At 64.5% G+C, this 21,749-nt stretch carries 21 protein-coding genes and 1 pseudogene; 17 read left to right on the top strand and 5 right to left on the bottom strand.

Annotated elements, in window-relative coordinates; all coding sequences use genetic code 11:
• Positions 1 to 38 precede the first annotated feature (38 nt).
• The 10 genes from DB459_RS00875 to DB459_RS00830 all read left to right on the top strand — a co-directional run bounded on the left by DB459_RS00875 (position 39) and on the right by DB459_RS00830 (position 11,022).
• Positions 39 to 494 carry an RbsD/FucU family protein gene (locus DB459_RS00875; protein ID WP_253710938.1) on the top strand — a complete coding sequence of 152 codons (456 nt, stop codon included), beginning with the start codon at positions 39 to 41 and terminating at the stop codon, positions 492 to 494.
• A gap of 5 nt (positions 495 to 499) precedes the next feature.
• Positions 500 to 1,435 carry a ribokinase gene (locus tag DB459_RS00870; protein ID WP_253710936.1) on the top strand — a complete coding sequence of 312 codons (936 nt, stop codon included), beginning with the start codon at positions 500 to 502 and terminating at the stop codon, positions 1,433 to 1,435.
• Positions 1,432 to 2,307, top strand: a complete 876-nt coding sequence (locus tag DB459_RS00865; protein WP_253710934.1) for a carbohydrate ABC transporter permease — start codon at positions 1,432 to 1,434, stop codon at positions 2,305 to 2,307. Before DB459_RS00870 ends, DB459_RS00865 begins: the two co-directional genes overlap by 4 nt.
• Positions 2,304 to 3,338 carry a carbohydrate ABC transporter permease gene (locus tag DB459_RS00860; protein ID WP_253710932.1) on the top strand — a complete coding sequence of 345 codons (1,035 nt, stop codon included), beginning with the start codon at positions 2,304 to 2,306 and terminating at the stop codon, positions 3,336 to 3,338. The genes DB459_RS00865 and DB459_RS00860 overlap by 4 nt, the downstream gene beginning before the upstream one ends.
• A gap of 26 nt (positions 3,339 to 3,364) precedes the next feature.
• Positions 3,365 to 4,825, top strand: coding sequence for an extracellular solute-binding protein (locus DB459_RS00855; RefSeq protein WP_253710930.1), 1,461 nt, complete (start codon positions 3,365 to 3,367; stop codon positions 4,823 to 4,825).
• Between the two features lie 261 nt (positions 4,826 to 5,086).
• Positions 5,087 to 6,391 (top strand): IS701 family transposase, encoded by a 1,305-nt coding sequence (locus tag DB459_RS00850; RefSeq protein ID WP_253710928.1) that lies wholly within the window; start codon positions 5,087 to 5,089, stop codon positions 6,389 to 6,391.
• Between the two features lie 235 nt (positions 6,392 to 6,626).
• Positions 6,627 to 7,733, top strand: coding sequence for an ABC transporter ATP-binding protein (locus DB459_RS00845; protein WP_253710926.1), 1,107 nt, complete (start codon positions 6,627 to 6,629; stop codon positions 7,731 to 7,733).
• A gap of 189 nt (positions 7,734 to 7,922) precedes the next feature.
• Positions 7,923 to 8,639, top strand: a complete 717-nt coding sequence (locus tag DB459_RS00840; protein ID WP_253710924.1) for a hypothetical protein — start codon at positions 7,923 to 7,925, stop codon at positions 8,637 to 8,639.
• A 592-nt stretch (positions 8,640 to 9,231) separates the two neighbouring features.
• On the top strand, positions 9,232 to 10,587 hold the full coding sequence (gene gudD, locus DB459_RS00835) for a glucarate dehydratase (RefSeq protein ID WP_253710922.1): 1,356 nt from the start codon (positions 9,232 to 9,234) through the stop codon (positions 10,585 to 10,587).
• A gap of 162 nt (positions 10,588 to 10,749) precedes the next feature.
• Complete coding sequence (locus DB459_RS00830; RefSeq protein WP_253710920.1) at positions 10,750 to 11,022, top strand: YARHG domain-containing protein; 273 nt, start codon at positions 10,750 to 10,752, stop codon at positions 11,020 to 11,022.
• A gap of 451 nt (positions 11,023 to 11,473) precedes the next feature.
• Here DB459_RS00830 and DB459_RS00825 read toward each other — a convergent pair whose 3' ends face one another.
• Positions 11,474 to 12,757, bottom strand: a complete 1,284-nt coding sequence (locus tag DB459_RS00825) for an IS256 family transposase (protein WP_253710919.1) — start codon at positions 12,755 to 12,757, stop codon at positions 11,474 to 11,476.
• 336 nt (positions 12,758 to 13,093) lie between these two features.
• On the opposite strand from DB459_RS00825, the gene yfcF reads away from it, so the two are divergent.
• Positions 13,094 to 13,711: a glutathione transferase gene (yfcF, locus tag DB459_RS00820; RefSeq protein WP_253710917.1), complete on the top strand. Its 618-nt coding sequence runs from the start codon at positions 13,094 to 13,096 to the stop codon at positions 13,709 to 13,711.
• Positions 13,712 to 13,944: 233 nt separating this feature from the next.
• Here the strand turns inward: yfcF and DB459_RS27315 are convergent, their stop codons facing one another.
• A complete protein-coding gene (locus DB459_RS27315; RefSeq protein WP_256519256.1) occupies positions 13,945 to 14,070 on the bottom strand; it encodes a hypothetical protein in 126 nt (41 codons plus the stop codon).
• A 395-nt stretch (positions 14,071 to 14,465) separates the two neighbouring features.
• Entirely contained in the window at positions 14,466 to 14,912 is a 447-nt protein-coding gene (locus DB459_RS00815; protein ID WP_253710915.1) for an ester cyclase, read from the bottom strand.
• 28 nt (positions 14,913 to 14,940) lie between these two features.
• Between DB459_RS00815 and DB459_RS00810 the strand changes: the two are divergent.
• A pseudogene (locus DB459_RS00810) lies at positions 14,941 to 15,119 on the top strand (IS256 family transposase); the annotation flags it as partial.
• 461 nt (positions 15,120 to 15,580) lie between these two features.
• Positions 15,581 to 15,796: a hypothetical protein gene (locus DB459_RS00805; protein WP_253710913.1), complete on the top strand. Its 216-nt coding sequence runs from the start codon at positions 15,581 to 15,583 to the stop codon at positions 15,794 to 15,796.
• Here the strand turns inward: DB459_RS00805 and DB459_RS00800 are convergent.
• Positions 15,793 to 16,050: a hypothetical protein gene (locus tag DB459_RS00800; RefSeq protein ID WP_253713760.1), complete on the bottom strand. Its 258-nt coding sequence runs from the start codon at positions 16,048 to 16,050 to the stop codon at positions 15,793 to 15,795. The genes DB459_RS00805 and DB459_RS00800 overlap by 4 nt on opposite strands.
• Here DB459_RS00800 and DB459_RS00795 point away from each other — a divergent pair.
• The 4 genes from DB459_RS00795 to DB459_RS00780 all read left to right on the top strand — a co-directional run bounded on the left by DB459_RS00795 (position 15,968) and on the right by DB459_RS00780 (position 20,029).
• A complete protein-coding gene (locus DB459_RS00795) occupies positions 15,968 to 17,839 on the top strand; it encodes a diguanylate cyclase domain-containing protein (protein ID WP_253710911.1) in 1,872 nt (623 codons plus the stop codon). The two genes, DB459_RS00800 and DB459_RS00795, sit on opposite strands and share 83 nt — an antisense overlap.
• A 291-nt stretch (positions 17,840 to 18,130) precedes the next feature.
• Positions 18,131 to 18,754: a helix-turn-helix domain-containing protein gene (locus DB459_RS00790; RefSeq protein ID WP_253713721.1), complete on the top strand. Its 624-nt coding sequence runs from the start codon at positions 18,131 to 18,133 to the stop codon at positions 18,752 to 18,754.
• 168 nt (positions 18,755 to 18,922) lie between these two features.
• Positions 18,923 to 19,063 carry a hypothetical protein gene (locus DB459_RS00785; RefSeq protein ID WP_253710908.1) on the top strand — a complete coding sequence of 47 codons (141 nt, stop codon included), beginning with the start codon at positions 18,923 to 18,925 and terminating at the stop codon, positions 19,061 to 19,063.
• Between the two features lie 477 nt (positions 19,064 to 19,540).
• A complete protein-coding gene (locus DB459_RS00780; RefSeq protein ID WP_253710907.1) occupies positions 19,541 to 20,029 on the top strand; it encodes an isoprenylcysteine carboxylmethyltransferase family protein in 489 nt (162 codons plus the stop codon).
• A gap of 110 nt (positions 20,030 to 20,139) precedes the next feature.
• Here the strand turns inward: DB459_RS00780 and DB459_RS00775 are convergent, their stop codons facing one another.
• Positions 20,140 to 21,312 carry a fumarylacetoacetate hydrolase family protein gene (locus DB459_RS00775; protein ID WP_253710905.1) on the bottom strand — a complete coding sequence of 391 codons (1,173 nt, stop codon included), beginning with the start codon at positions 21,310 to 21,312 and terminating at the stop codon, positions 20,140 to 20,142.
• Positions 21,313 to 21,749 lie beyond the last annotated feature (437 nt).

Here is a 21,749-nt window from a genome sequence, read left to right as displayed (position 1 = left end):
CCGCGACGCCTTCAACAACAGGACACGAGGGGAGAGAGATGCTCAAGACGATCGATCCGGCGCTCAATGCCGACGTGCTCCATGCCCTGCGGGCCATGGGCCATGGCGACCGGCTGGTGATCTGCGACACCAATTTTCCGGCCGATTCCATCGCCCGCCAGACCCGGCTCGGCCATCTGCTGCGCATCGACAATGTGACGGCGGCGCGGGCCGCGCGGGCGGTGCTGTCGCTGCTGCCGCTCGACACCTTCGTCGACGACGCGGCGGTGCGGATGGAGATCGTCGGCGCGCCGGACGAGGTGCCAGACGTGCAGCAGGAGGTTCAGGGCGAGATCGACCGCGCCGAAGGCCGGCGCTGGCCGCTGGTCGGGGTCGAGCGCCACGCCTTCTATGCCCGCGCCAAGGAGGCCTATTGCGTCATCGCCACCGGCGAGCGCCGCTTCTACGGCTGCTTCCTGTTCACCAAGGGCGTGATCGCGCCCGATGCGGAGTGACGGTCATGACGCGTCGCGGGGTCACGATCCTCGGGATCTTCGTCGCCGATCTCGCCTTCCGCGCCGGCCGGCTGCCGGCGATCGGCGAGACCATCGCCGGATCCGGCTTCGCCGTCGGGCCCGGCGGCAAGGGCTCCAACCAGGCGGTGGCGGCGGCGCGGGCCGGCGGCGAGACCACCTTCATCACCCGCATCGGCAACGATACCTTCGGCGAACTGGCGCTGAAGACCTGGGAGGCGGACGGCATCACGCCGCGCGCGAGGCGGTGCGATGACGCCGAGACCGGGGCCGCCTTCATTTATGTCCACCACACCACCGGTGCCAACGCGATCATCGTGGTGCCGGGCGCGGCGGCCGGGCTGTGCGCCGCCGATCTCGACGCTGCCGCCGACGTCATCCGCGACAGCGCCGTCTTCGTCACCCAGCTCGAACAGCCGGTCGCTGCGGCACGGCGCGGTCTCGAACTGGCGAGGGCGGCCGGGGTGACGACGGTGTTCAATCCGGCGCCGGCGACCGAATGCGACGCGGCGCTGTTTCCGCTCTGCGACTATGTGGTGCCCAACGAGGTCGAGGCGCAGACCCTGACCGGCATCGAGGTCGGTGATCTCGACGCCGCGCGTCGCGCCGGCGACGCGCTCCTCGCCAAGGGCGCCGGTACCGCGCTGATTACCCTGGGCGAGCGCGGTGCGCTGTTTCATGACCGCGAACGCTCGATCCACATCCCGCCCTTCGCGGCGGGGCCGGTGGTGGAGACCACCGGCGCGGGCGACGCCTTCGTCGGTGCCTTCGCCGCGGCGCTCGCCCGCGGCAGCGACCCGGTGGCGGCGGCGCGCTTCGGTTCGGCGGCGGCGGGACTGTCGGTCACGCGCCGCGGCACCGCGCCGGCGATGCCGGCCCTTGCGGAGATCGAGCAACTCCTGTCGGAGCACGACGCGCGATGATGCGCAACGACCCGATCAAGCATGTCTTCATCTGGCCGGCCGTCGTGGTCGTGCTGGCGATCTCGATCTTTCCGCTGATCTATTCCCTGACCACCAGCTTCCTGAGCTACCGCCTGATTCCGCCGCTGCCGCCGCGCGTCGTCTGGCTCGGCAATTACGCGACGCTGCTGCAGGAGCCGCGGTTCTGGAACGCGCTGGCCAAGACCAGCCTGATCGCCTTCGTCGCCGTCGGCCTGCAATATGTCATCGGTTTTGCGGTCGCGCTGGCGCTGAATGCGCGGGTGCCGGGCGAGCGGCTGTTCCGCGTCGGCTTCCTGCTGCCGATGCTGCTCGCCCCGGTGGCGGTGGCGCTCGTCGCCCGCATGATGTTCAACCCGACCATGGGGCCGCTGAACCAGCTGTTCACCGCCTTCGGCTTTCCCAATCTGCCCTTCCTCACCAGCGGGCCCTGGGCGCTCGGCTGCATCATCGCCGTCGAAGTCTGGCAGTGGACGCCCTTCATGATCCTGATGCTGCTGGCGGGGCTGCAGACCCTGCCGGAGGACGTTTATGAGGCCGCCGAGCTCGAGAATGCCAGCCACTGGCAGCAGTTCTGGGGCATCACCTTCCCGATGCTGCTGCCGATCTCGGCGGCGGTGGTCTTCATCCGCCTGATCGAGAGCTACAAGATCATGGACACCGTCTTCGTCATGACCGGCGGCGGTCCCGGCGTCGACACCGAGACCTTGACGCTGTTCGCCTATCAGGAGGGCTTCAAGAAGTTCAATCTCGGCTACACCTCGGCGCTGAGCTTCCTGTTCCTGATCGCCATCACGGTGATCGGCACGACCTATCTGGCGCTGCTCAAGCCGCATCTGGAGAAGCGGCGATGAAGGGCCGTCCGCTCATCGGCCTGTCGCCGGCGGCGCGCCGCCTTGCCGCGATCGGCTGCCTCGTCTGGTGCCTGCTCACCCTGTTTCCGCTCTACTGGGTGGTGATCACCGCCTTCAAGACGCCGCCCGGCGTGGTCGGCGGCCCGACCTATCTGCCCTTCGTCGACTTTACTCCGACGATCCAGGCCTTCGCCGATCTCTATCACGGCATTCGCGGCGAATTCTTTCGCACCTTCCTCAACTCGACGATCGTCGGCCTGACCTCGGCGGTGGTCGCGACGCTGATCGGCGCCATGGCCGCCTATGCGCTGGTGCGCTTCGAGTTCAAGGTGAAGCTCCTGTCCGGGCTCGCCTTCCTCGTCCTGGCGCTGGGCGGCTATCTCGCCTTCGCCTCCTTCGGGCTGACGCGGCCGCAGGCCCTGCTGCTCGCCTTTCCGGTGGCTCTGTTCGCCGCGCTCGCCGTCGATCTGCTGCCGCTGCCGGGACCGGTGCTCGCCAACCAGGACATCCTCTTCTGGTTCGTCAGCCAGCGCATGTTTCCGCCGATCGTCACCGCCTTCGCGCTCTACCTGCTCTATTCCGAAATCGGCCGGCTCGGTTTTCCGCTGGTCGACAGTTTTCTCGGATTGACGCTGTGCTACGTCGCCTTCTCGCTGCCGATCGTGGTCTGGTTGATGCGCGACTTCTTCGAGGCGCTGCCGGTCGAGGTCGAGGAGGCGGCGCTGGTCGACAACGTGCCGAGCTGGCGCATCTTCGTCGGCATCGTGGTGCCGATGTCGATGAACGGCCTGCTTGCGACCTTCATGATCACGCTGGCCTTCGTCTGGAACGAGTTCCTGTTCGCGCTGTTCCTGACCAATTCCAGGTGGCAGACGCTGCCGATCCTCGTCGCCGGCCAGAACAGCCAGCGCGGCGACGAATGGTGGGCGATTTCCGCCGCGGCGCTCGTCGCCATCGTGCCGATGATGATCATGGCGGCCATTCTCGGGCGCATGATGCGCTCAGGCATGCTGCTCGGCGCAATCAAATAACAAGTCGTCTACCAGGGAGAGGAAACATGCTGAGAAAGTCACTCGTCGCCCTTGCCGCGTCCGTGGCGGCGGTCTGCGCCGTCGGCCGCGCCGAGGCGGCCTGCAATCCCGACTATTCCAACGTGACGCTGACGGTGGCGAGCCAGACCGGCCCCTATATCGCCTCCGCGCTCAAGCTCGGCGCCGACGCCTGGGCGAAGCAGACCTGCGGCAAGGTCAATGTGGTCGAGTTTCCCTGGTCCGAGCTCTACCCCAAGATCGCGACCTCGCTGACCTCCGGCGACGCTGCCTTCGATCTCGTCAGCTTCGCGCCGGCCTGGCTGCCGGATCTCGTGCCCTATCTCGGCGAGATGCCCAAGGAGATGCAGTCCGGCGCCGACTGGGACGATATCGAGCCGGCTTATCGCGAGCGGCTGATGGTGTGGGACGGCAAGATCTATTCCCAGTCGATGGACGGCGACGTCCACACCTATACCTATCGCAAGGACCTGTTCGACGATCCCAGGGAGAAGGACGCCTTCAAGGCGAAATACGGCTACGATCTCGCGCCGCCGACGACCTGGAAACAGTATCTCGATATCGCCGAATTCTTCCAGCGACCGGACAAGGGGCTGTGGGGCACCGCCGAAGCCTTCCGCCGCGGCGGCCAGCAGTTCTGGTTCTTCTTCAGCCACGCGGCGGCCTATACCAACAACCCGAACTATCCCGGCGCCATGTTCTTCGATCCGGAAACCATGGACGCGCAGATCAACAACCCGGGCTGGGTGAAGGGCCTCGAGGAATATATCCGCGCCTCCAAGCTCGGGCCGCCCAATGCGCTGAATTTCTCCTTCGGCGAGGTCAATGCCGCGGTGGCCGGCGGCCAGGTCGCCGAATCGATCGGCTGGGGTGACACCGGCGTGATTGCCGCCGATCCCAAGCAGTCGAAGATCTCGGGCAAGGTCGGGTCCGCGGTGCTGCCCGGATCGAACGAGATCTGGAACGCCAGGACCAGGAGCTGGGATAAATTCCCCGAGGTGCTGCCCGGGCCTTTCATGGCCTTCGGCGGCTGGCAGATCGCGGTGCCGAAATCCGGCAAGAACCAGCAGGCGGCCTGGAACTTCGTCAAGACGCTGACGAGCCCGGAGGTCTCCGGCCAGGCGGCGATCACCGGCGGCACGGGCGTCAACCCGTATCGCAAGTCGCACACCGCCAACCATGCGCTGTGGGGCAAGATCTTCACGCCCGACGAAGCCAGGGAATATCTCGGCGCCCAGCACGATTCGATCAACGGCAAGAATGTCGCGTTCGACATGCGGCTGCCCGGTTACTTCTCCTACACCGAGGTGGTCGAAATCGAACTCGGCAAGGCGCTGGCCGGTCAGGTGACGCCCAAGCAGGCGTTGGACACCGTGGCCAAGGAGTGGAACCGTCTGACCGACGAGTTCGGGCGCGACAAGCAGCTCGCGGCCTATCGTGCGGCGATGGGACTGCCGCCGAAGAAATAGGGCGAACGGCAAGGCGCATGGGCCGGGACGGCGGCGGCCCATGTTGCCTTACCCCCGCCATATCAGGCGATCGCAGTTGCTTCGCACAGATCGCCGGGACAAGCGCTAGTGTCCCGTCTCCGAATTACCGCTACGTTTGCCTCGCACTCGCACGGTAATTCGGAGACAGGACACTAGTCTTACTGAGTCAGAAAGCCGCAGGCAAAAACATGTTGTGGGCCGGTATTTTAGGCGATTCGTTTTCAGCGGGAGGGAGCTGGAATGGCGCGCCTTGGGGATGCCGGTGAAGCGCGATTTGCGAGTTACGTCGAGGGCCTGGCGAGCGTCCTTGGCCATGCGGACCGGGTGGGACCTTTTCGGGATTACTGCCTGGGACTTGTGATGGCGGGTGATCGCAAGAGTGTTGAGCCGATGGCGGCGGTGACCGCGCCGGCCCGGGTCGGGGCCCAGCATCAATCGCTGCTGCACTTTATCGGCAATGGGGCCTGGTCTGACGAAAAGGTCCTGGCCAAGGTCCGCGAGAAGGTGCTGCCAGAGATGGAACGCCACGGGCCGATCGAGGGCTGGATCATCGACGACACGGGCTTTCCGAAGAAGGGCAAGCATTCGGTGGGCGTGGCGCGGCAATATTGCGGGCAACTGGGCAAGCAGGACAATTGCCAGGTGGCGGTATCGCTGTCGATTGCCCATCGGCATGCGAGCTTGCCGGTTCGCTATCAACTTTATCTGCCGCAGGAATGGGCGGACGATGCCGCGCGGCGGAAGAAGGCAGGGGTGCCGGAGGAGATCGACTTCAAGAGCAAGCCCGAAATCGCGCTCGATCAGCTTCGCTGGGCATGCGAGGCAGGACTTCCGCGCGGCGTCGTATTGCTCGATGCCGGCTACGGCAATCACACGAGCCTCCGCACGGAAATTACTGCGCTGGGGCTGCGCTATGCTGCCGGCATTCTGTCGAGCACCTCGGTGTGGGGGCCGGGTACGGCGCCGCTGCTGCCGAAGTGCTGGTCGGGCCAGGGGCGGCCGCCGACGCGCGTGTGCCGCGACGCCAAACACAAGCCCGTCTCGGTCAAAGCACTCGCATTGGCTTTGCCTAAGCCCGCTTGGCGCACGATCGGCTGGCGCGAAGGCTCGAATGATCGACTGTCCTCGCGCTTTGCGCGGGTGCGTGTGCGCGCCGCTCATCGCAACAGGCTGCGGGACGAAGAATGGCTGCTGATCGAATGGCCCAAAGGCGAGAAAGAGCCTACCAAATACTGGCTCTCGACGCTGGCGCCAGACATCACCTGCGAACGCCTCGTCGATCTTGCCAAGCTGCGCTGGCGCATCGAGCGCGACTATCAGGATCTCAAGCAGGAAGTTGGGCTCGGCCACTTCGAAGGCCGCAGTTGGCGAGGCTTTCATCATCACGCCACCTTGTGCATCGCAGCCTACGGGTTCCTGATTTCCGAAAGGGAATCGATTCCCCCCTCAGGACCTCGTACCGCCCGGTGCCTCCAAAAACCTGAGATTCCCCCAAGTTGCCGACCCAGAGGTGCCGCCCCTCAGGCCCCAGCGTCACATCCCTAATTCCATTGCAACAATGCGCCACAAGCTCGCCGTCGCACTCGCAAGATCGTTGTCCCGATGTCCATGCTGCGCACGAACAAACAATCGAAAAAAGCCACGCAACTTATGACACAGTAAGACTAGCAAGCCCGGCCATCGCGAGACATGCCAGTGCCCTGGGGCGACGGCGATCTGACCCGTTTCAGCATTGCCGGTCAGCCTCCAGGCCCGGCCAACCTACGGACGAAACAGACTTATGGCCCACGTCGAGATCGAGAATGTCTGCAAGGCCTATGGCTCCTACAAGGTGATCGAGGGACTCGGGCTCGAGATCGCCGACGAGGAGTTCGTCGTTCTGGTCGGACCATCGGGATGCGGCAAGACCACCACCTTGCGGATGATCGCCGGGCTGGAGACGGTGACGAGCGGCACCATCCGCATCGGCGCGCGCGACGTCACGCATCTGCGGCCCGGGCTGCGCAATTGTGCCATGGTGTTCCAGAATTACGCGCTCTATCCGCACATGACCGTCGCCGATAATATCGGCTACGGCATGAAGGTACGCGGCGAGTCCAGGCTCGAGATCCGCAAGGCGGTGGAGAATGTCGCCCGCATCCTCGAGCTCGACCGCTATCTCGACCGCCGGCCGAAGCAGCTGTCGGGCGGCCAGCGCCAGCGCGTCGCCATCGGCCGGGCCATCGTGCGCAGTCCGGACGTCTTCCTGTTCGACGAGCCGCTGTCGAATCTCGACGCCAAGCTGCGGATCGAGATGCGCAGCGAGATCAAGGCGCTGCACCGGCGGCTGGCCAAGACCATCGTCTATGTCACCCACGACCAGGTCGAGGCCATGACCATGGCCGACCGCGTCGTGGTGATGAACGGCGGCCGCATCGAGCAGGCCGCCGATCCGATCACGCTCTATGAGAGGCCGCGCAACCTGTTCGTCGCCGCTTTCATCGGCGCGCCCAGCATGAACCTGATCGAGGGGGAGCTGGTGGCCCGCGACGGCCGGCTGGTCTTCACCGAGCCGTCGGGAGCGGAGCTGATGCTGCCGAAGTCCCGCGATAACGCCTACGCCGGACACCTCGGCAAGCCGGTGGTGCTCGGGGTGCGGCCGGATCATGTCGCGCGCGACAACGGTCGCGACGGCGCGCCGCAGGATTCGGTGATCCGCCTGATGGTCAAGGATGTCGAGCCGCTCGGTCCGCATACGCTGGTGATCGGCAGCGTCGGGCGCTGTCCGTTCACGGCCCAGATGCCGGTCGGCGTCGCCGCCGAGCCGGACCGCCCCTTCGAGGTGGCGCTCGATCTCGACAAGGCCCATCTGTTCGATCGCGCCAGCGGCGAGGTCATTCCGGCCTGAGGCGGGCGACGCCGGGCGGCCGGGCGAGAGTTAGCCACCGCCGGGCGCGGAGGCGGTTGCGCCGTGACGGACAATTGCGGACAATGATCAGGATCGCCCCCGCTCCGGCCACGCCGGGGCGGGGTTTCGTTTGCGCGGCGGCGCACCGCCGCCCGCGACGTCTGCCGCAGCACGAAAACGGGCCGCCCCATGCAACGACTCTATGTTCCCTACAGCGACGCCGTCGCCGCGCGAATCTGCGAGGAGCTCGACCGTGGACGCACTCTCCAGGAGATCTGCCGAAGCGAGGGCATGCCGGCGTCCGCCACCGTGCAGCGCTGGGCACGCGAGAATATCGGCGGCTTTCGTGATCGCTACCGAAAATCCGCCCACCCCATCGGCAGGCAGTCGGAGTACAGCCGCGCCATCGCCGACCGGGTCTGCGACGGGCTGTACGAGGGCCGCACGCTGCGCGATATCTGCGCCGGGGAGGGCATGCCGGCGGCGGCAACCATTCTCAACTGGATGAAGGCCGATCTCGACGGCTTCGGCGCGCGTTACCGGGAGGCGCGTGATGCGGGCTACATGCTGATCGCCGACGACATTCTCGACATCGCCGACGACGGACGCAACGACTGGGTGGCGCGTCGCGGCGCCGGCGGCAAGGACATGCCCGTCCTCGATCGCGAGGCGGTGAGGCGCTCGCGCCTGCGCGTCATGGCCCGCTGCTGGCTGTTGTCGCGCATGCTGCCGCGGATGTTCGGCCATCGCGTCAGCCACGAGGCGAGCGTCGATCCGAACCAGTCCCTGCGCGAGGTCATGAGGCAGATCGACGGTCGCACCAGTCACTGGAACTCGAGCGGCGCCGGTGAAGCCTCTGCCAAGGAAGGCGCATGCTGCCCGCATTGCGGCGGGAAGCTGAGCTGACGGAGGGCGTGGCCTCAAATGCCCCGCAGCGTTTCAGCGGATCGGGGTTCTGCCGGCCGCGAGATCTTCGCAACGACGAGTGATCGTTCAGGCCCTTCCGCCCTGAAACAGCCGGCCGAAGCCCTGGACCGCCGGATCGAGACCAACACGCCTTCGCGGTCGCGGCAACGCCCATTCTCGCCGGGTGGGAGTGCGCGCGGCGCCGGCACGCGGCTGCCTTCCTGATCGGGATGGCAGCGACAAGCGCGGCCATGACCGCCTGAAGAAGATACGTCGGATGCGGGCCAAGATTGCCCCGTCGAAGCCGGTCGACGACAACGGCGAGTGGAGCGGTCGGCAGCCTGACATTTTTCCCCCAATTGCCGCCAGTTTGGTTCGTGGCGCTGGCCAAGGATGCCGCCGGCCACTGACGCTGACTCATCCATTCAATCCCGGTATCGATCGATGCAGAATTGAGCCTGCTCCGACGGGCCCAATGGTGTATCAGTCTCTGACATCGAAGGAATTCGACCGGACAAGGGCAGAAGTCCGGCGCCAGTTTCGGGAGGACGTCCATGCGCCTGCCGGCAACTCTCGCGGCGGAGATGGATCCATGACACAGCAATCTATTCGCGACGGCATCGCCGGCGCCCCGGTGGTCACCGCCATGGAGGTGATCCCGGTCGCCGGCCGCGACAGCATGCTGCTCAATCTGAGCGGCGCCCATGGGCCGTTCTTCACCCGCAACGTCGTCATCCTCTCCGACAATGCCGGTCATACCGGCGTCGGCGAGGTGCCCGGCGGCGAGGCCATCCGCAAGACCCTGGAAGACGCGCGCGAGCTCGTCGTCGGCCAGACCATCGGCGCCTGCAACAATGTCCTCGCGGCGATGCGGGCCCGCTTCGCCGATCGCGACGCCGGCGGCCGCGGCAAGCAGACCTTCGATCTGCGGGTGACGATCCACGCGCTCACCGCGGTGGAATCGGCGCTGCTCGACCTGCTCGGCCAGCACCTCGGCCTTCCGGTCGCCGCGCTGCTCGGCGAGGGCGTCCAGCGCCGGCGGGTCGAGACGCTGGGCTATCTGTTCTACATCGGCGACCGCCGCAAGACCGACTTGCCTTACGCCGGCGGCGAGGCCGAGCGGATCGAATGGTTCAGGCTGCGGCAGGAGGAGGCGATGACGCCGGACGCCGTGGTCCGCCTCGCCGAGGCGGCGCACGATCATTACGGCTTTGCCGATTTCAAGTTGAAAGGCGGCGTGCTGCGCGGCGAGCAGGAGATCGAGGCGGTGACCGCCCTGGCCCGGCGTTTCCCCAAGGCCCGCGTCACCCTCGATCCGAACGGCGCCTGGTCGCTGGAGGAGGCGATCTCGCTGTGCAAGGACATGCACGGCGTGCTCGCCTATGCGGAGGATCCCTGCGGCGCCGAAGGCGGCTTCTCCGGCCGCGAGATCATGGCCGAGTTCCGCCGCGCCACCGGCCTGCCGACGGCCACCAACATGATCGCCACCGACTGGCGCCAGCTCACCCATGCGCTGCGGCTCGGCGCCGTCGATATTCCGCTGGCCGATCCGCATTTCTGGACGATGCAGGGCTCGGTCCGCGTCGCCCAGACCTGTCGAGACCACGGCCTGACCTGGGGCTCGCATTCCAACAACCACTTCGACATCTCGCTGGCGATGTTCAGCCACGTCGCCGCGGCGGCGCCGGGCAAGGTGACGGCGATCGACACCCACTGGATCTGGCAGGACGGTCAGTTCCTGACGAAGGAGCCGCTGCGGATCGAAGGTGGCGCCATCACGCTTCCCGACCGGCCGGGGCTCGGCATCGAGATCGACCGGGCGGCGCTGGAGGCGGCGCACGACCTCTACAAGAAGCGCGGTCTCGGCGCGCGCGACGACGCGGTGGCGATGCAGTTCCTGATTCCGGGCTGGCGCTTCGACGACAAGCGGCCGTGCCTCGTGCGTTGATCATCGGCGGAACGCGGCGATGACAGCGGAAAATGGTGCAGGCGCGCGACGCGGCCGAGGGACCGGCGTCGATTTCGTGCCCGGGGCTCGGCTTTGATATGTGTCAATGTGCCAGGATGCATTCAGTGATCGCCTCAACCAGGGCGAACAGGGGTAAGAGCAATGACGACGCCATATCAAGCTGCAATTGCCATCGTGATTGCTTTGATGGCGACAAGCCCTGCCAATGCTTATTCGTGCAGTCAGCTCTGGCATGCTCGCAATCGTATCTTCAAGGACGCCGGTTACTGTTTCCATACCCAGCGCGGTATCCGAGCATTTGGTAATGCGGGCTGTCAGTATGACAATCAGTCCGACGTCCCGCTTTCAGATCGCGATCGTGATAGGATTAATACCATTCAGCGCTTGGAAAGGCTGCAAGGCTGCAGCGACTGACAGTCTATCGCCGAGGAAGCCGAGCCTCATCCTGGCGCGCGCCTGGGATCTGCTTCGCGCAGAATTCGTCAAAGGCTGAATACCGCCGTCCACCACCGCATTCGTCGCACCCTTTCTTTCGTCGTGGCCGGGCTTGTCCCGGCCACCCCGATGAGGGGCGCAGTGCCTCCCTAAGCGAGGTCCATAGCAACTCGGCGCAGCCGAGTTGCGTCCTGATTGAATGTTGCAAGTCGGATAGATCCGACTTGCGATGACAGGCCCGGTGACGACGAGGTGGGAGCCGAAGCGCGTCCTGAAGACCGCTAGTGTCCCGTCTCCGAATTACCGCTTCGTTTGCCTCACCCTCGCACGGTCATTCGGAGACATCGGGACACTAGCAAAATCAAAAAAGCTAGTGTGGCTTATGTCTCGCAATTGAGCTATCGCCAAATTTTGGTGACGGCCGGGGCGGTCAGGCGGCGGCGGTTATGGGCTGACGGTCGGTCGGCTTGGCGATGACCTCGATCCCGTCGTTGAATGTCACACCGAGAACGAGTTTTGGCAACTGGTTGTGGCCATCGAGGCGACGCCAGCTTTTCTGTGCGCCTTCGAGCAATTTGAAGACCATCGCGAGCGCGGTCCTGTTCGACAGGCAACCCTTCGACCGGATCGTGCGGTGGCGCACGGTCGCGAAGGTGCTTTCAATCGGATTGGTCGTCCGCAGGTGTTTCCAGTGTTCGGCCGGGAAGTCGTAGAACGCCAGTAGAGCGTCCCGATCCTTGCTCAGGCAGTCGGCCGCTTTCTCGTATTTGGGCGTGTAGCTCTCGATGAAGGCGTCGAACGCCAGCTCGGCGGCGGCCCTGGTTTCAGCCATCCAGATCTCCTGCAATGCGCGCTTGGCCTTCGGCTGCTGGCTCTTCGGCAGCTTGGCGAGCACGTTCGCAGTCTTGTGCACCCAGCAGCGCTGCTCGCGTGTTTTCGGCCAGACCTCACCGGCGGCTTTCCAGAACCCGAGCGCGCCATCGGCGATGACGAGCCGCGGCGACACCTCGAGCCCGCGCCGCTTGAGGTCGAGCAGCAGATCGCGCCAGTCCTGCGCGCTCTCGCGGGCGCCATCGGTGAAGCCGACCAGTTCCTTGCGGCCCTCCGGCGTCGCCCCGATCAGCACCAGGATGCACTGCTTTTCGTCTTCGAGGCGCGCCTGGAGATGGATGCCATCGGCCCAGATGTAGACGTAGCGTTTCGCCGACAGATCGCGCTTCTGCCACCCGGCGTGCTCGTCGAGCCAGCCGTCCTTCAGACGGCCGATGGCGGATGCCGACAACCCGGCCGCGTCCTTGCCGAGCAGCGCCGCCAGCGCCTCGGAGAAGTCGCCGGTCGAAATCCCCTTCAGGTAAAGGATCGGCAGCAGCGTTTCGATCGACTTCGACCGGCGCATATAGGGCGGCAGGATCGACGGCGAGAACCGGATGCGATCGGGATCGGCGGCGGCCGCCTCGCGATCGCGCACACGCGGCTGGCGGACGGCGACCGGACCTATACCGGTCATTACCTCTCGCTCCGGCAGGTGACCGTGGCGGACCACGCGCTGGCGGCCGTCCCCGGTCTTCAAATCGGCATGCTTGCCGACAAAGTCCGCGACTTCGGCCTCGACCGCCTGGGCCAACAGGGCACGCGCCCCGTTGCGCAAGATTTCAGTGAGTTGGTCGTCGACGTTTCCTGGCTGAATCAGCTTGAGAATGTTATCTTTGGACACGGCATATCGCTCCTTCGGTGGAGAAGTGGAGGCGTCAAGCACCCCCACGATATGCCGCCTTTCCGATTCCGGCCGTCACCAACTTTCGGCGATAGCTCCTCGCAATTGCCTACAGGGGCTTGCCGTAAAGGGCAAAGGCAATTGCGAGACACCACACTAGTGTGGTGGATCTGGCGCGCGTATGGAGAACTCGCTGCAATCCTGAAACGAGCGTCAGATCCACCGCACTGGTGTTCCGGTTCTAACGTTCGTATGAGTGCTCGCTGTAAGGGATGCGAACGTTGGAACCGGGGCACTATGAGCCACGCCCCAAGCCGAATAGGAACATCGATTTCCATGTTTCTCCATGCAGATTCTCAGCTCACATCCCCATATGCCATGTCGGCCTTCGTTGCGCTGACAGAGAAGAAGCTCTCGTTTGAACTCAGAACCCTGGACCTTTCGGTTGGGGAAAACAAAGCCCCAGAGTATGCAAAGACATCGCTCACGCAGCGGGTGCCGACTTTGATCGATGGCGATTTCGCTCTTTCGGAGTCATCTGCAATTGCGGAGTATCTGGAAGACGCCTATCCAAATCCGCCGATTTTCCCGACCGACCCAAAAAAGCGCGCGCGAGCCCGTCAGCTTCAGGCCTGGCTGCGAAGCGATTTCATGCCGATCCGCGAGGAACGTTCGATGATGACCATCTTCTATCAGTCCACCTCCGCGCCTCTATCCTCCGCCGCTCTCGGCTCGGCGCAAAAACTCTTTGCGGCCGCCTCCGAATTACTCAGCCATGGAGGGAAAAACCTATTTGACCACTGGTCAATCGCCGACGTCGATCTCGCAGTCATGCTCAATCGGTTGGTCCTGAATGGCGATGACGTTCCGATTCACCTGAGCCGGTACGCGAAGTCGCAGTGGGAGCGTCCATCAGTTCAACTGTGGATCAGGAAAGAACGTCCACCGCTTTGAAATTTGTGCTAGTGTCCCGTTTCCAACGTTCGTATCCCATTGCAGCAGGCGCTCATACGAACGTTGGAAACAAGGGGACACTAGCAATGATCATGATTCTAGTGTGGTTTTGGATCTGACGCTCGTTCGAAGAACTCGCTGCAATACTGAAACGAGCGTCAGATCCACCACACTAGGCACAACCCGAAGGTGGCTGCTTGATGCGAACGTTGGAACCGGGACACCAGGCTTGATCACTGCCCACTGCGCAACTGGTCGAACAACGGCTTGAGCAGCGGTCGGGCAGGGCGTCCGTCGTCACGCGCCCAGGTCGCACCCTGGCAGACTGCGAGTGCCAGCAGGATAAAGATCAATCTCACGTCTCAAATCCTCTTCCAGTCGTGGCTGACTTTCAGGGATTCCAAGCAATATGTGTGCCACTGGAGGCGGTGTCAAAATACAGAGCAAAATGGGGATAGGCAGTCCTATCTACCCGTGCAGCCGGCGGCGGGCGCCAGCGCGGGCACCGCGAACAGGGGATCGAGCCCTGGAGCGAGGCCGAAGTCGAGGAGTTGAGGTGTCGGCCGGCGTCGTTGGCGCCCTGCACATTGGGTCCTGTTGAGTTTGCTGATAGCGGCATTCATTGTCGAAACGTCTTGGTACGTCGTCGTTGCTACGGTGTTGTCCAGCGCCGCGCCTCACGCATTCTACTCGCGCCTAAAATCGGTCATCGACCGTGTCGCTGCTGCAATCCGCACAAGATTGCGACTGCGACTTACGATGGGTGGCTTCCTCCAACTGCTCTAACGCCCACGGGGCTTGTCCAAGAGTCTTGCGCCACGGCATCGCTCCAGTTTGATCCCATTGGCCGGAAGACCACCCAAGTCTCGGCAAGCTTACCCTCTTCAATGCGATACGACTGAAGTCCCGCACGGGTACAGACGCCGCCAGTCGCCTGATCGGTCCATCGCATTGTAAAGCGATACCAAGCGCTGTTTTCGGTTAAGCAGTGTTCATACACGATGATCCTGACGTCCGGCCGGCCCTGCTTCAGTTCAGCCAGCTCTGCCGCATAGACCTCCCGGGCGACCGTACGATCACCAGTCTCGTCATGACGGATATAGACCGGGCGAACACAACTTGGGACCAGCTCAAATTCCCCGCGATGCCACACCCGCTCCCATCGATCAAAGAGCGCTCGTACCTCTGATATGTTAGGCATCGGCATAATTCCTGTTGGTGATCCCGCCGTGACCAAGGACGACATCATCAAGCGGATTCAGCCAGGAAACGTCGAGGATCAACTCACTGGAATTGTGCGCCATGGGCGGGTGCCCTGTTGGCCCAGGCGGTGGAGGCCGAGGTCGCTGACTTTCTCGGCAAGCATGCCGATTTGAAGACCACGAATGGCCGCCAGCGGGTTATGCGCCGCGCCGGCAGCGCACGTGCGAGCCGCGCATTCTGCTGTCGCCCGCCGGCTTGACCGAGGGGATTCACACAACTCGCGGAAGCAAATCAGGTATTATTGTATGCGTGGGGATCCGGACGTCGTTCGCTCGTCCGGCGATGGCGCTCGACGGCGCGCACTGCTGTGATTGCGGCAAGACGATCGTGGAGCCACCCTGCGGATGACGATCGCGGCGGGTTCGAGCAGGCCGACCAAATGATTGATGGACGTCAAGGTCGCAATCCCATTTCTTGCTAATTAGTCCCGATCGTCTCTGCGGCTTTCCGAACGGTTGATTTCGTCGCCGGCAACCGGGCAAGCGATGCGTTGTGCGGGGGTGGCTCATGAAAATGGCGCGGATTATCCTGGGTTTTCTCCTGCTGGTCGGCGGGCGGCTGGCTGGTCAATCTCGGACCGGGCGTGCGTGAGCGGTCCGACCGGCCTTGACGTCGGCACGGCCGGCATTGCCGGTGATCGGCGGCGTCGAAGCCTTCATCGTGGCGCCGACCCGCGGCGGCTCCCGTCTCAAATTCACGCCGACGCCGGCCAGTGCGCCGAGATCATCGAGCGGCTGCACACGGCGCGCGGCCTGCCCGGGGGCCGATCGCGGCGATCTTGGCCGGATGCTGCGCGAAATCGCGCGCGCGATGGCGGATTAAGGAGGACGCGATGAGAAGGCGAAGGTGGCGCCGGCGAGGAGCTCGTTGTCGAGCGGCTGAAGATGCGCGCCATCCCGACCGTGGGCGAGGCTGCGTGACGCCCTGGTCAGGCTGCAGTCGAAGCCGATGGCCAAGGCCGAGGCGCCGAGCGGATATCCAAGGGGACAGCCGATGAGCGGCGACGGCGAGAGGATCAGACGGTGGCGGTTGACGCCGACGGTGGCGGCCTTCGTCGCGCTGTCCTGTATCGCCATCGTCGCGCTCAGCGGCTGGCGGGAGTGGTCGGCGCGGCAGTTCGAGCTGCAGAATGCCGAGACCGACATGGCGAACCTGGCACGCTCGCTGTCGCAGCATGCCGAGGACACATTCGAGCTCGCCGATACGGTGCTCAGCATCCTCGTCAGCCAGCTCGAACTCGACGGCATCACCGCTTCGTCGGTGGCGAAGGTTCAAGCCGTTCTGGACCGGCGCAGGCCGGACAACCGGATTCGCGGGGTCTTCGTCTTTGGCGAGGATGGCCGCTGGCTCGCCACCAGCGAGGCGGTGGCGCTGGCCGGGCGCAACAGCAGCGACCGCGCCTATTTTCAGCACCATCGCGCATCGGCCGATCGCGGCATCTTCATCGGTCCGCCGGTCGAGAGCGGCGCCGGCGGTCAGCTGGTCATCACCGTGTCGCGACGCGTCGATCGTCCGGATGGCGGCTTCGCCGGTGTCGCGCTGGTCACCATCGACGTCGACTACTTCGTAAGGTTCTACGACAAATTCGATGTCGGACCCAATGGTGCCATCTCGCTGGTCAGCAAGGTGGGCATCGTGCTCGCCCGCAGCCGCGACAACAGCAGGTATGTCGGCCGGGACCTTTCGGCGACGCCGCTGTTGAGGGGGCTCGACCAGCGGCCGACGCACGGGGTGTATTACTTCAAGTCGCCGCTCGATGGCCTGCCGCGGCTGAGCTTCTACCAGCTCGGCAGCCGTTATCCCGTCATGGTGCTGGCGACGGAATCGAAGGACGACCTTCTGGCGCCATGGCGGCGCGCGGCGCTGATCCGGATATCGATGGTCGTCGGACTGACAGGCGCGATCGCGGCCGGCGGCGTCATCGTCGTGCGCCAGTTGCGCCAGCGCGAGCAGATGGCGGGGGCGTTGGCGGCCAGGGAGGCCGATTTCCGCCTGCTCGCCGAACATTCCGTCGACATGGTCATGCGCATCGGGTTCGACGGCACCATCCGCTATGTCTCGCCGTCCAGCACACAGGTTGTCGGTTGGCGGCCCGATCAATTGCTGGGAACGTCGGCGCTCGCCGGCATCAATGCCGAGGATCTGCCGCGGGTGCAGGAGCTGGAAGCGGCGTTGCGGAACGGCGAAACCGACGAGGCGAGGATCGTCTATCGCACCCGCACCCGCGAGAAAGGCGAGATCTGGATGGAGACCGCGCTCGGCGTCACCAGGAACCGGATCGGTCGCATCGACGGCGTGGTGGCGATCTGCCGCGACGTCACCGAGCACAAGAATGCCGCGGATAAGTTGGCGGCGCTGGCGCTGGCGGACGGGCTGACGGGCCTTGCCAACCGCCGGCATTTCGATGAGCACCTGCAGGACGAATGGAGCCGGGCGCAGCGCGAGGGTGGCCCGGTGTCGCTGCTGCTGATCGACGTCGACCAGTTCAAGAAATACAACGACCACTATGGTCATCAGGCGGGCGACGAATGCCTGCGCCGTGTGGCTCGTCTTCTCGCCGAACAGGCGCGGCGCCCCGCCGATGTCGCCGCGCGTTACGGCGGCGAGGAGTTCGCAGTGCTGCTGCCCAATACCGACGCCGCTGGCTGCGCCAGGGTCGGCGAACGGGTCAGGAAGGAGGTCGGTGCCCTCGGCATTCCTCATGTCCTCAACCAGCCGGCGCTCCATATCACGGTCAGCGTCGGCGGCGCCACGCAGGTGCCGGCCGGGGATATCCAACCGGTTGTCCTGATCGATGCGGCGGACAAAGCGCTCTACACCGCCAAGAAGAACGGGCGCGATCGCCTGGCGATGTCGGAGACGTGATGCGGCTGCCCGGCGCGGGCCTGAAGGTACAACTGTCGACGTCCGCGCCACCGCGAGGCATCAAGGACCTGAATTCGCAGCCGATTCAGTGTTCTTCCAGGAGGGGAACCCGCCCCGGGTGCGGCCTCCGGAAATGTCCTTAGGCGAATCTGCTTAAGGCGTCGGCCCAAAATGCCATGCGATCTCAACTGGGGTAAGTCTTGGCCACACGCAGCAAGGAGCAAGGCCATGCAGCTTCAAGCGCCCCTGATGACCGACGGCATTCCCGCATCAATCGATCTCGCAGTTCCGATGGCTGGTTTCGGCCCCTTCGCCATCGCCGGAATCATCGCCACCGAGTTCTCCTACGGCAAGGACGAGGAGATCTATGGCGAGGAGGAGCAAGCCGAATATGTCTACCAGGTGATCAAGGGCGCCGTGCGCAGCTACAAGCTGCTCAGCGACGGCCGTCGCCAGATCCATGCCTTCTATATGCCGGGCGATGTCTTCGGCATGGAGTCGGGCGGAGCACGCCATCGGATGACGGCGGAAGCCGTGGTCGCTACCGATGTCCGCCTGGTGAAGAGGCGCAGTCTGATGACGGTCGCGGGCAAGAACATGGAGGTCGCGCGCCGGCTGTTGGGCCTGATGTCCGACGGTCTGCGCCATGCGGAAGATCACATGCTGCTGCTCGGGCGCAAGACCGCTCTGGAGCGCGTGGCGGCCTTCCTCCTCGAAATGGATCGCCGGCTCTGTCGCGCGCAGGCGCGGGGATTGCCGATGAGTCGGCGCGATATCGGCGACTATCTCGGTCTGACGCTCGAGACGGTGTCGCGATCGCTGTCGCAGCTCAGCGACGAGGGCGTGGTGGAATTCACGAGCGCCCGGCAGATCGCAATCCGGGATCGTGTGCGGTTGTCCCGTCTCGACAGCTAGTGTGGCGTCTCGCAATTGCCTACCGCCTTCGCGGCAACCCTCTCGTAGGCAATTGCGAGACATAAGCCACACTAGCACTTTGATTTTGCTAGTGCCCTGTCGCAAACCTTCGTATTCCATTGCAGCATACGAGCGCCAGATCCACCGCACATTGCTCAGGAGATCGTCATGTCGCAGACCTTCGCCTTCCTGCTGGCCATTGCCGTTCCCGCATCGCTGATGTGGCTCGCCACCAACCCGCAGGCCGCTCCGCGCCCGATCGAAGTCAGGGTGCGGCGGCATCGGGGCAACACGGGAAAGGACGTCTGAGTGCGAAGGGCAGGACCGGCTCGAAACCGCCTTGCCTGCCGCCGCTCAAGATCGTCCCTGCCGCCGCTCAAGATCGTCGCCTGAGGTCTCTGGCGCTCCGTGGCGCGCATCCGGCATCGAGGCCTTCAAGCCGGCGGCCGTGCATCGGTCAGTTTGCCGATCTCGACCCGCCACACGGTCGGCCCGCTCTCGATTTAAGTCCATGAGAACTGGCGGTTCGGCCTGCGTCGACCTCGGCCGCTGCAGCCGGCTGGAACGAGTGCGGGAAGGCGAGCGCCGCAACCGGGAGCGCGACCATGGCGGTCCGCCATATGCGATCGAACATCGTGAACCAAAATCTGTGCCGATGAAATGCGGCGATGCTCGCAATTTGGCTTGGTGACAGGTCCTGGCACCGCAGAGCTTTGCAGTGAATCCGCCATCCTCTATTGTGAGCCGGGTGAGGCTCAACTGACGTGCAACGGTGAGGCAGGTCGAATGTCCGGGCAAGCTGACGGGCAGATTTCTCGTTTCGGCTATCTCGCCGGAGTTCCGGCACCGATTCTCTGCGCCGTCACCTTCCTGGTCGGGCTTGGACTGGACCAGCTTTATCCGTGGTCGTTCGATGCGGACTCCGAAGGGCTGCGCTGGGGCGGCTGGCTCCTCGCCGTCGCCGGCGTTGTCCTCGCCGCTTCGAGCGCCGTGCTGTTCGGGCTCAGACGCACCACCCTCAATCCAGTTGGCCGGCCCTCGCACCTTGTCACCGCTGGTGCTTTCAGGTGGACGCGGAACCCGATGTATCTGGGCGTCAGCCTCGTCTATGTCGGCCTGGCGCTCGTCCTCGATCTGGTATGGGCGCTGCTGCTGTTGCCCGTTCCCTTGCTGGTGCTGAATGCAATCACGATCCCCATGGAGGAAGCCGCATTGCGGGACCGTTTCGGCCAGCCTTATGTCGATTATTGCGAACGCGTGCGACGCTGGCTGTAATCCGGCTGCCGCGGCGACAGGCTTGGGCGAGATTGCGATCGGTACCTCACTGGCGGCTCGGCTGCAGGTTCAGCCGTCGCCGGCGTGCCGCCAGCGACGGGAATGATCCCTCAAAGATATTTTCGCCGGGCCAAACTCGTCATCAGCGCCGTGATGCCGAACTGCCATGGCTCGCATTCGTCGCTCGGCCGCATGCGGTTGATCAGCCTGCCGAGCTTCGGCGCGGCGATGGTGACGATGTCGTTGCGCTTGTGGGTGAAGCCCTGGCCGTGGGCGTCGCGATCCTTGACCGGCGCGAACATGGTGCCGAGGAAGAGTACGAAGCCGTCGGGATATTGGTGGACCGGACCGACTGTCTGGGCAACGAGATCCTCGGGATCGCGGCTGATCCTGGCGATCGAAGAATGGCCTTCGAGGGTGAAGCCGTCGTCACCGGTCACGGTGAGGGCGACCTCCATCCGGCGCACGTCGTCGAGACCGAAGCTATGGTCGAACAGTCGCAGCAGCGGCCCGATCGCGCAGGAGGCATTGTTGTCCTTGGCCTTGGATAGCAGCAGTGCCGAGCGCCCCTCGAAATCCCGCAGGTTGACGTCGTTGCCGAGCGTCGCGCCGACGATCTTGCCGCGGCTCGACACCGCGAGCACGACCTCCGGCTCCGGGTTGTTCCAGGTCGATTTTGGATGCAGGCCCGCATCTATGCCGGTGCCGACCGACGAGAGCACCGGCGCCTTGGTGAAGACTTCGGCATCGGGGCCGATACCGACTTCGAGATACTGGCTCCAGGCCTGCTGGGCGATCAGCACCTCTTTGAGATGCATCGCCGCGGCGGATCCTGGTTTGAGCTTTGACAGGTCGTCGCCGACCAGGCGCACGACCTCGGCGCGGATCGCTTCCGCCGCCGACGGATTGCCGCGGGCTCGCTCCTCGATCACCCGCTCCAGCATGGAGACAGCGAAGGTTACGCCAGCGGCCTTGAGCACTTGAAGATCAATCGGCGCGAGCAGCCATGGCCTCGCGGCATCGCGCGTGTCGGGCGGGGTATTGGCCGCAATGGCCTCGAGATCGCCGATCCGCTCGCCGTCCGTGCTGTTCAGCGCCGCGGCCGGATCGACCTCCTCGGCCAGCGCGCTCACGGTCGGAAACCGGGCGGTGACGTCGAATACGCCGCCGCGGCGGATGGCGACCACGGAAGGACCCGCGGCGGCAGGCAAGAAGACGCGGCCGACCAGGGTGCCGGCAGTGCCATCGTCCGGCAGGACGGACGTTGCATTCAACGAAACCATGTGTGCTCCACTTCAGGCGTTTCCCCGGATCTTCATATTTGGGGTTGGCCCGAAAGAGAAGCGGCGCGGGACGATTTTGCCAGGCGCACGGCGCGTGATGGCACTTGACGCGCTCATCACGGAGCGCTGGATCTGACGCTCGTATCGGCATTGCAGCGAATTCGTCGTACGAGCGTCAGATCCACCGCACTAGAATCATCACGATGCTAGTGTCCCTTTGGTTCTAACGTTCGTACGAGCGCTCGCAGCAAAGTGATAGGAACGTTAGAACCGGGACACTAGTGGGGAGATCGCAATCCCCATCGGAGAAGTACAGCCAAGGCGGCGCGGTCTGTCAATTTGGAACTTGCGACACGGTCCGTCTCATGCGCCAGGGGCGCTTCACTTGCCGGTGACCTGCTCACAGGCGCTTTCCACGGGGGCGCGCGCTGCGGCGG

Source organism: Bradyrhizobium sp. WD16, from assembly GCF_024181725.1.
Lineage (GTDB): Bacteria > Pseudomonadota > Alphaproteobacteria > Rhizobiales > Xanthobacteraceae > Bradyrhizobium_A.
Note: the sequence above shows the minus strand (reverse complement) of the source record. Positions and strands in the feature narration are given on the sequence as shown.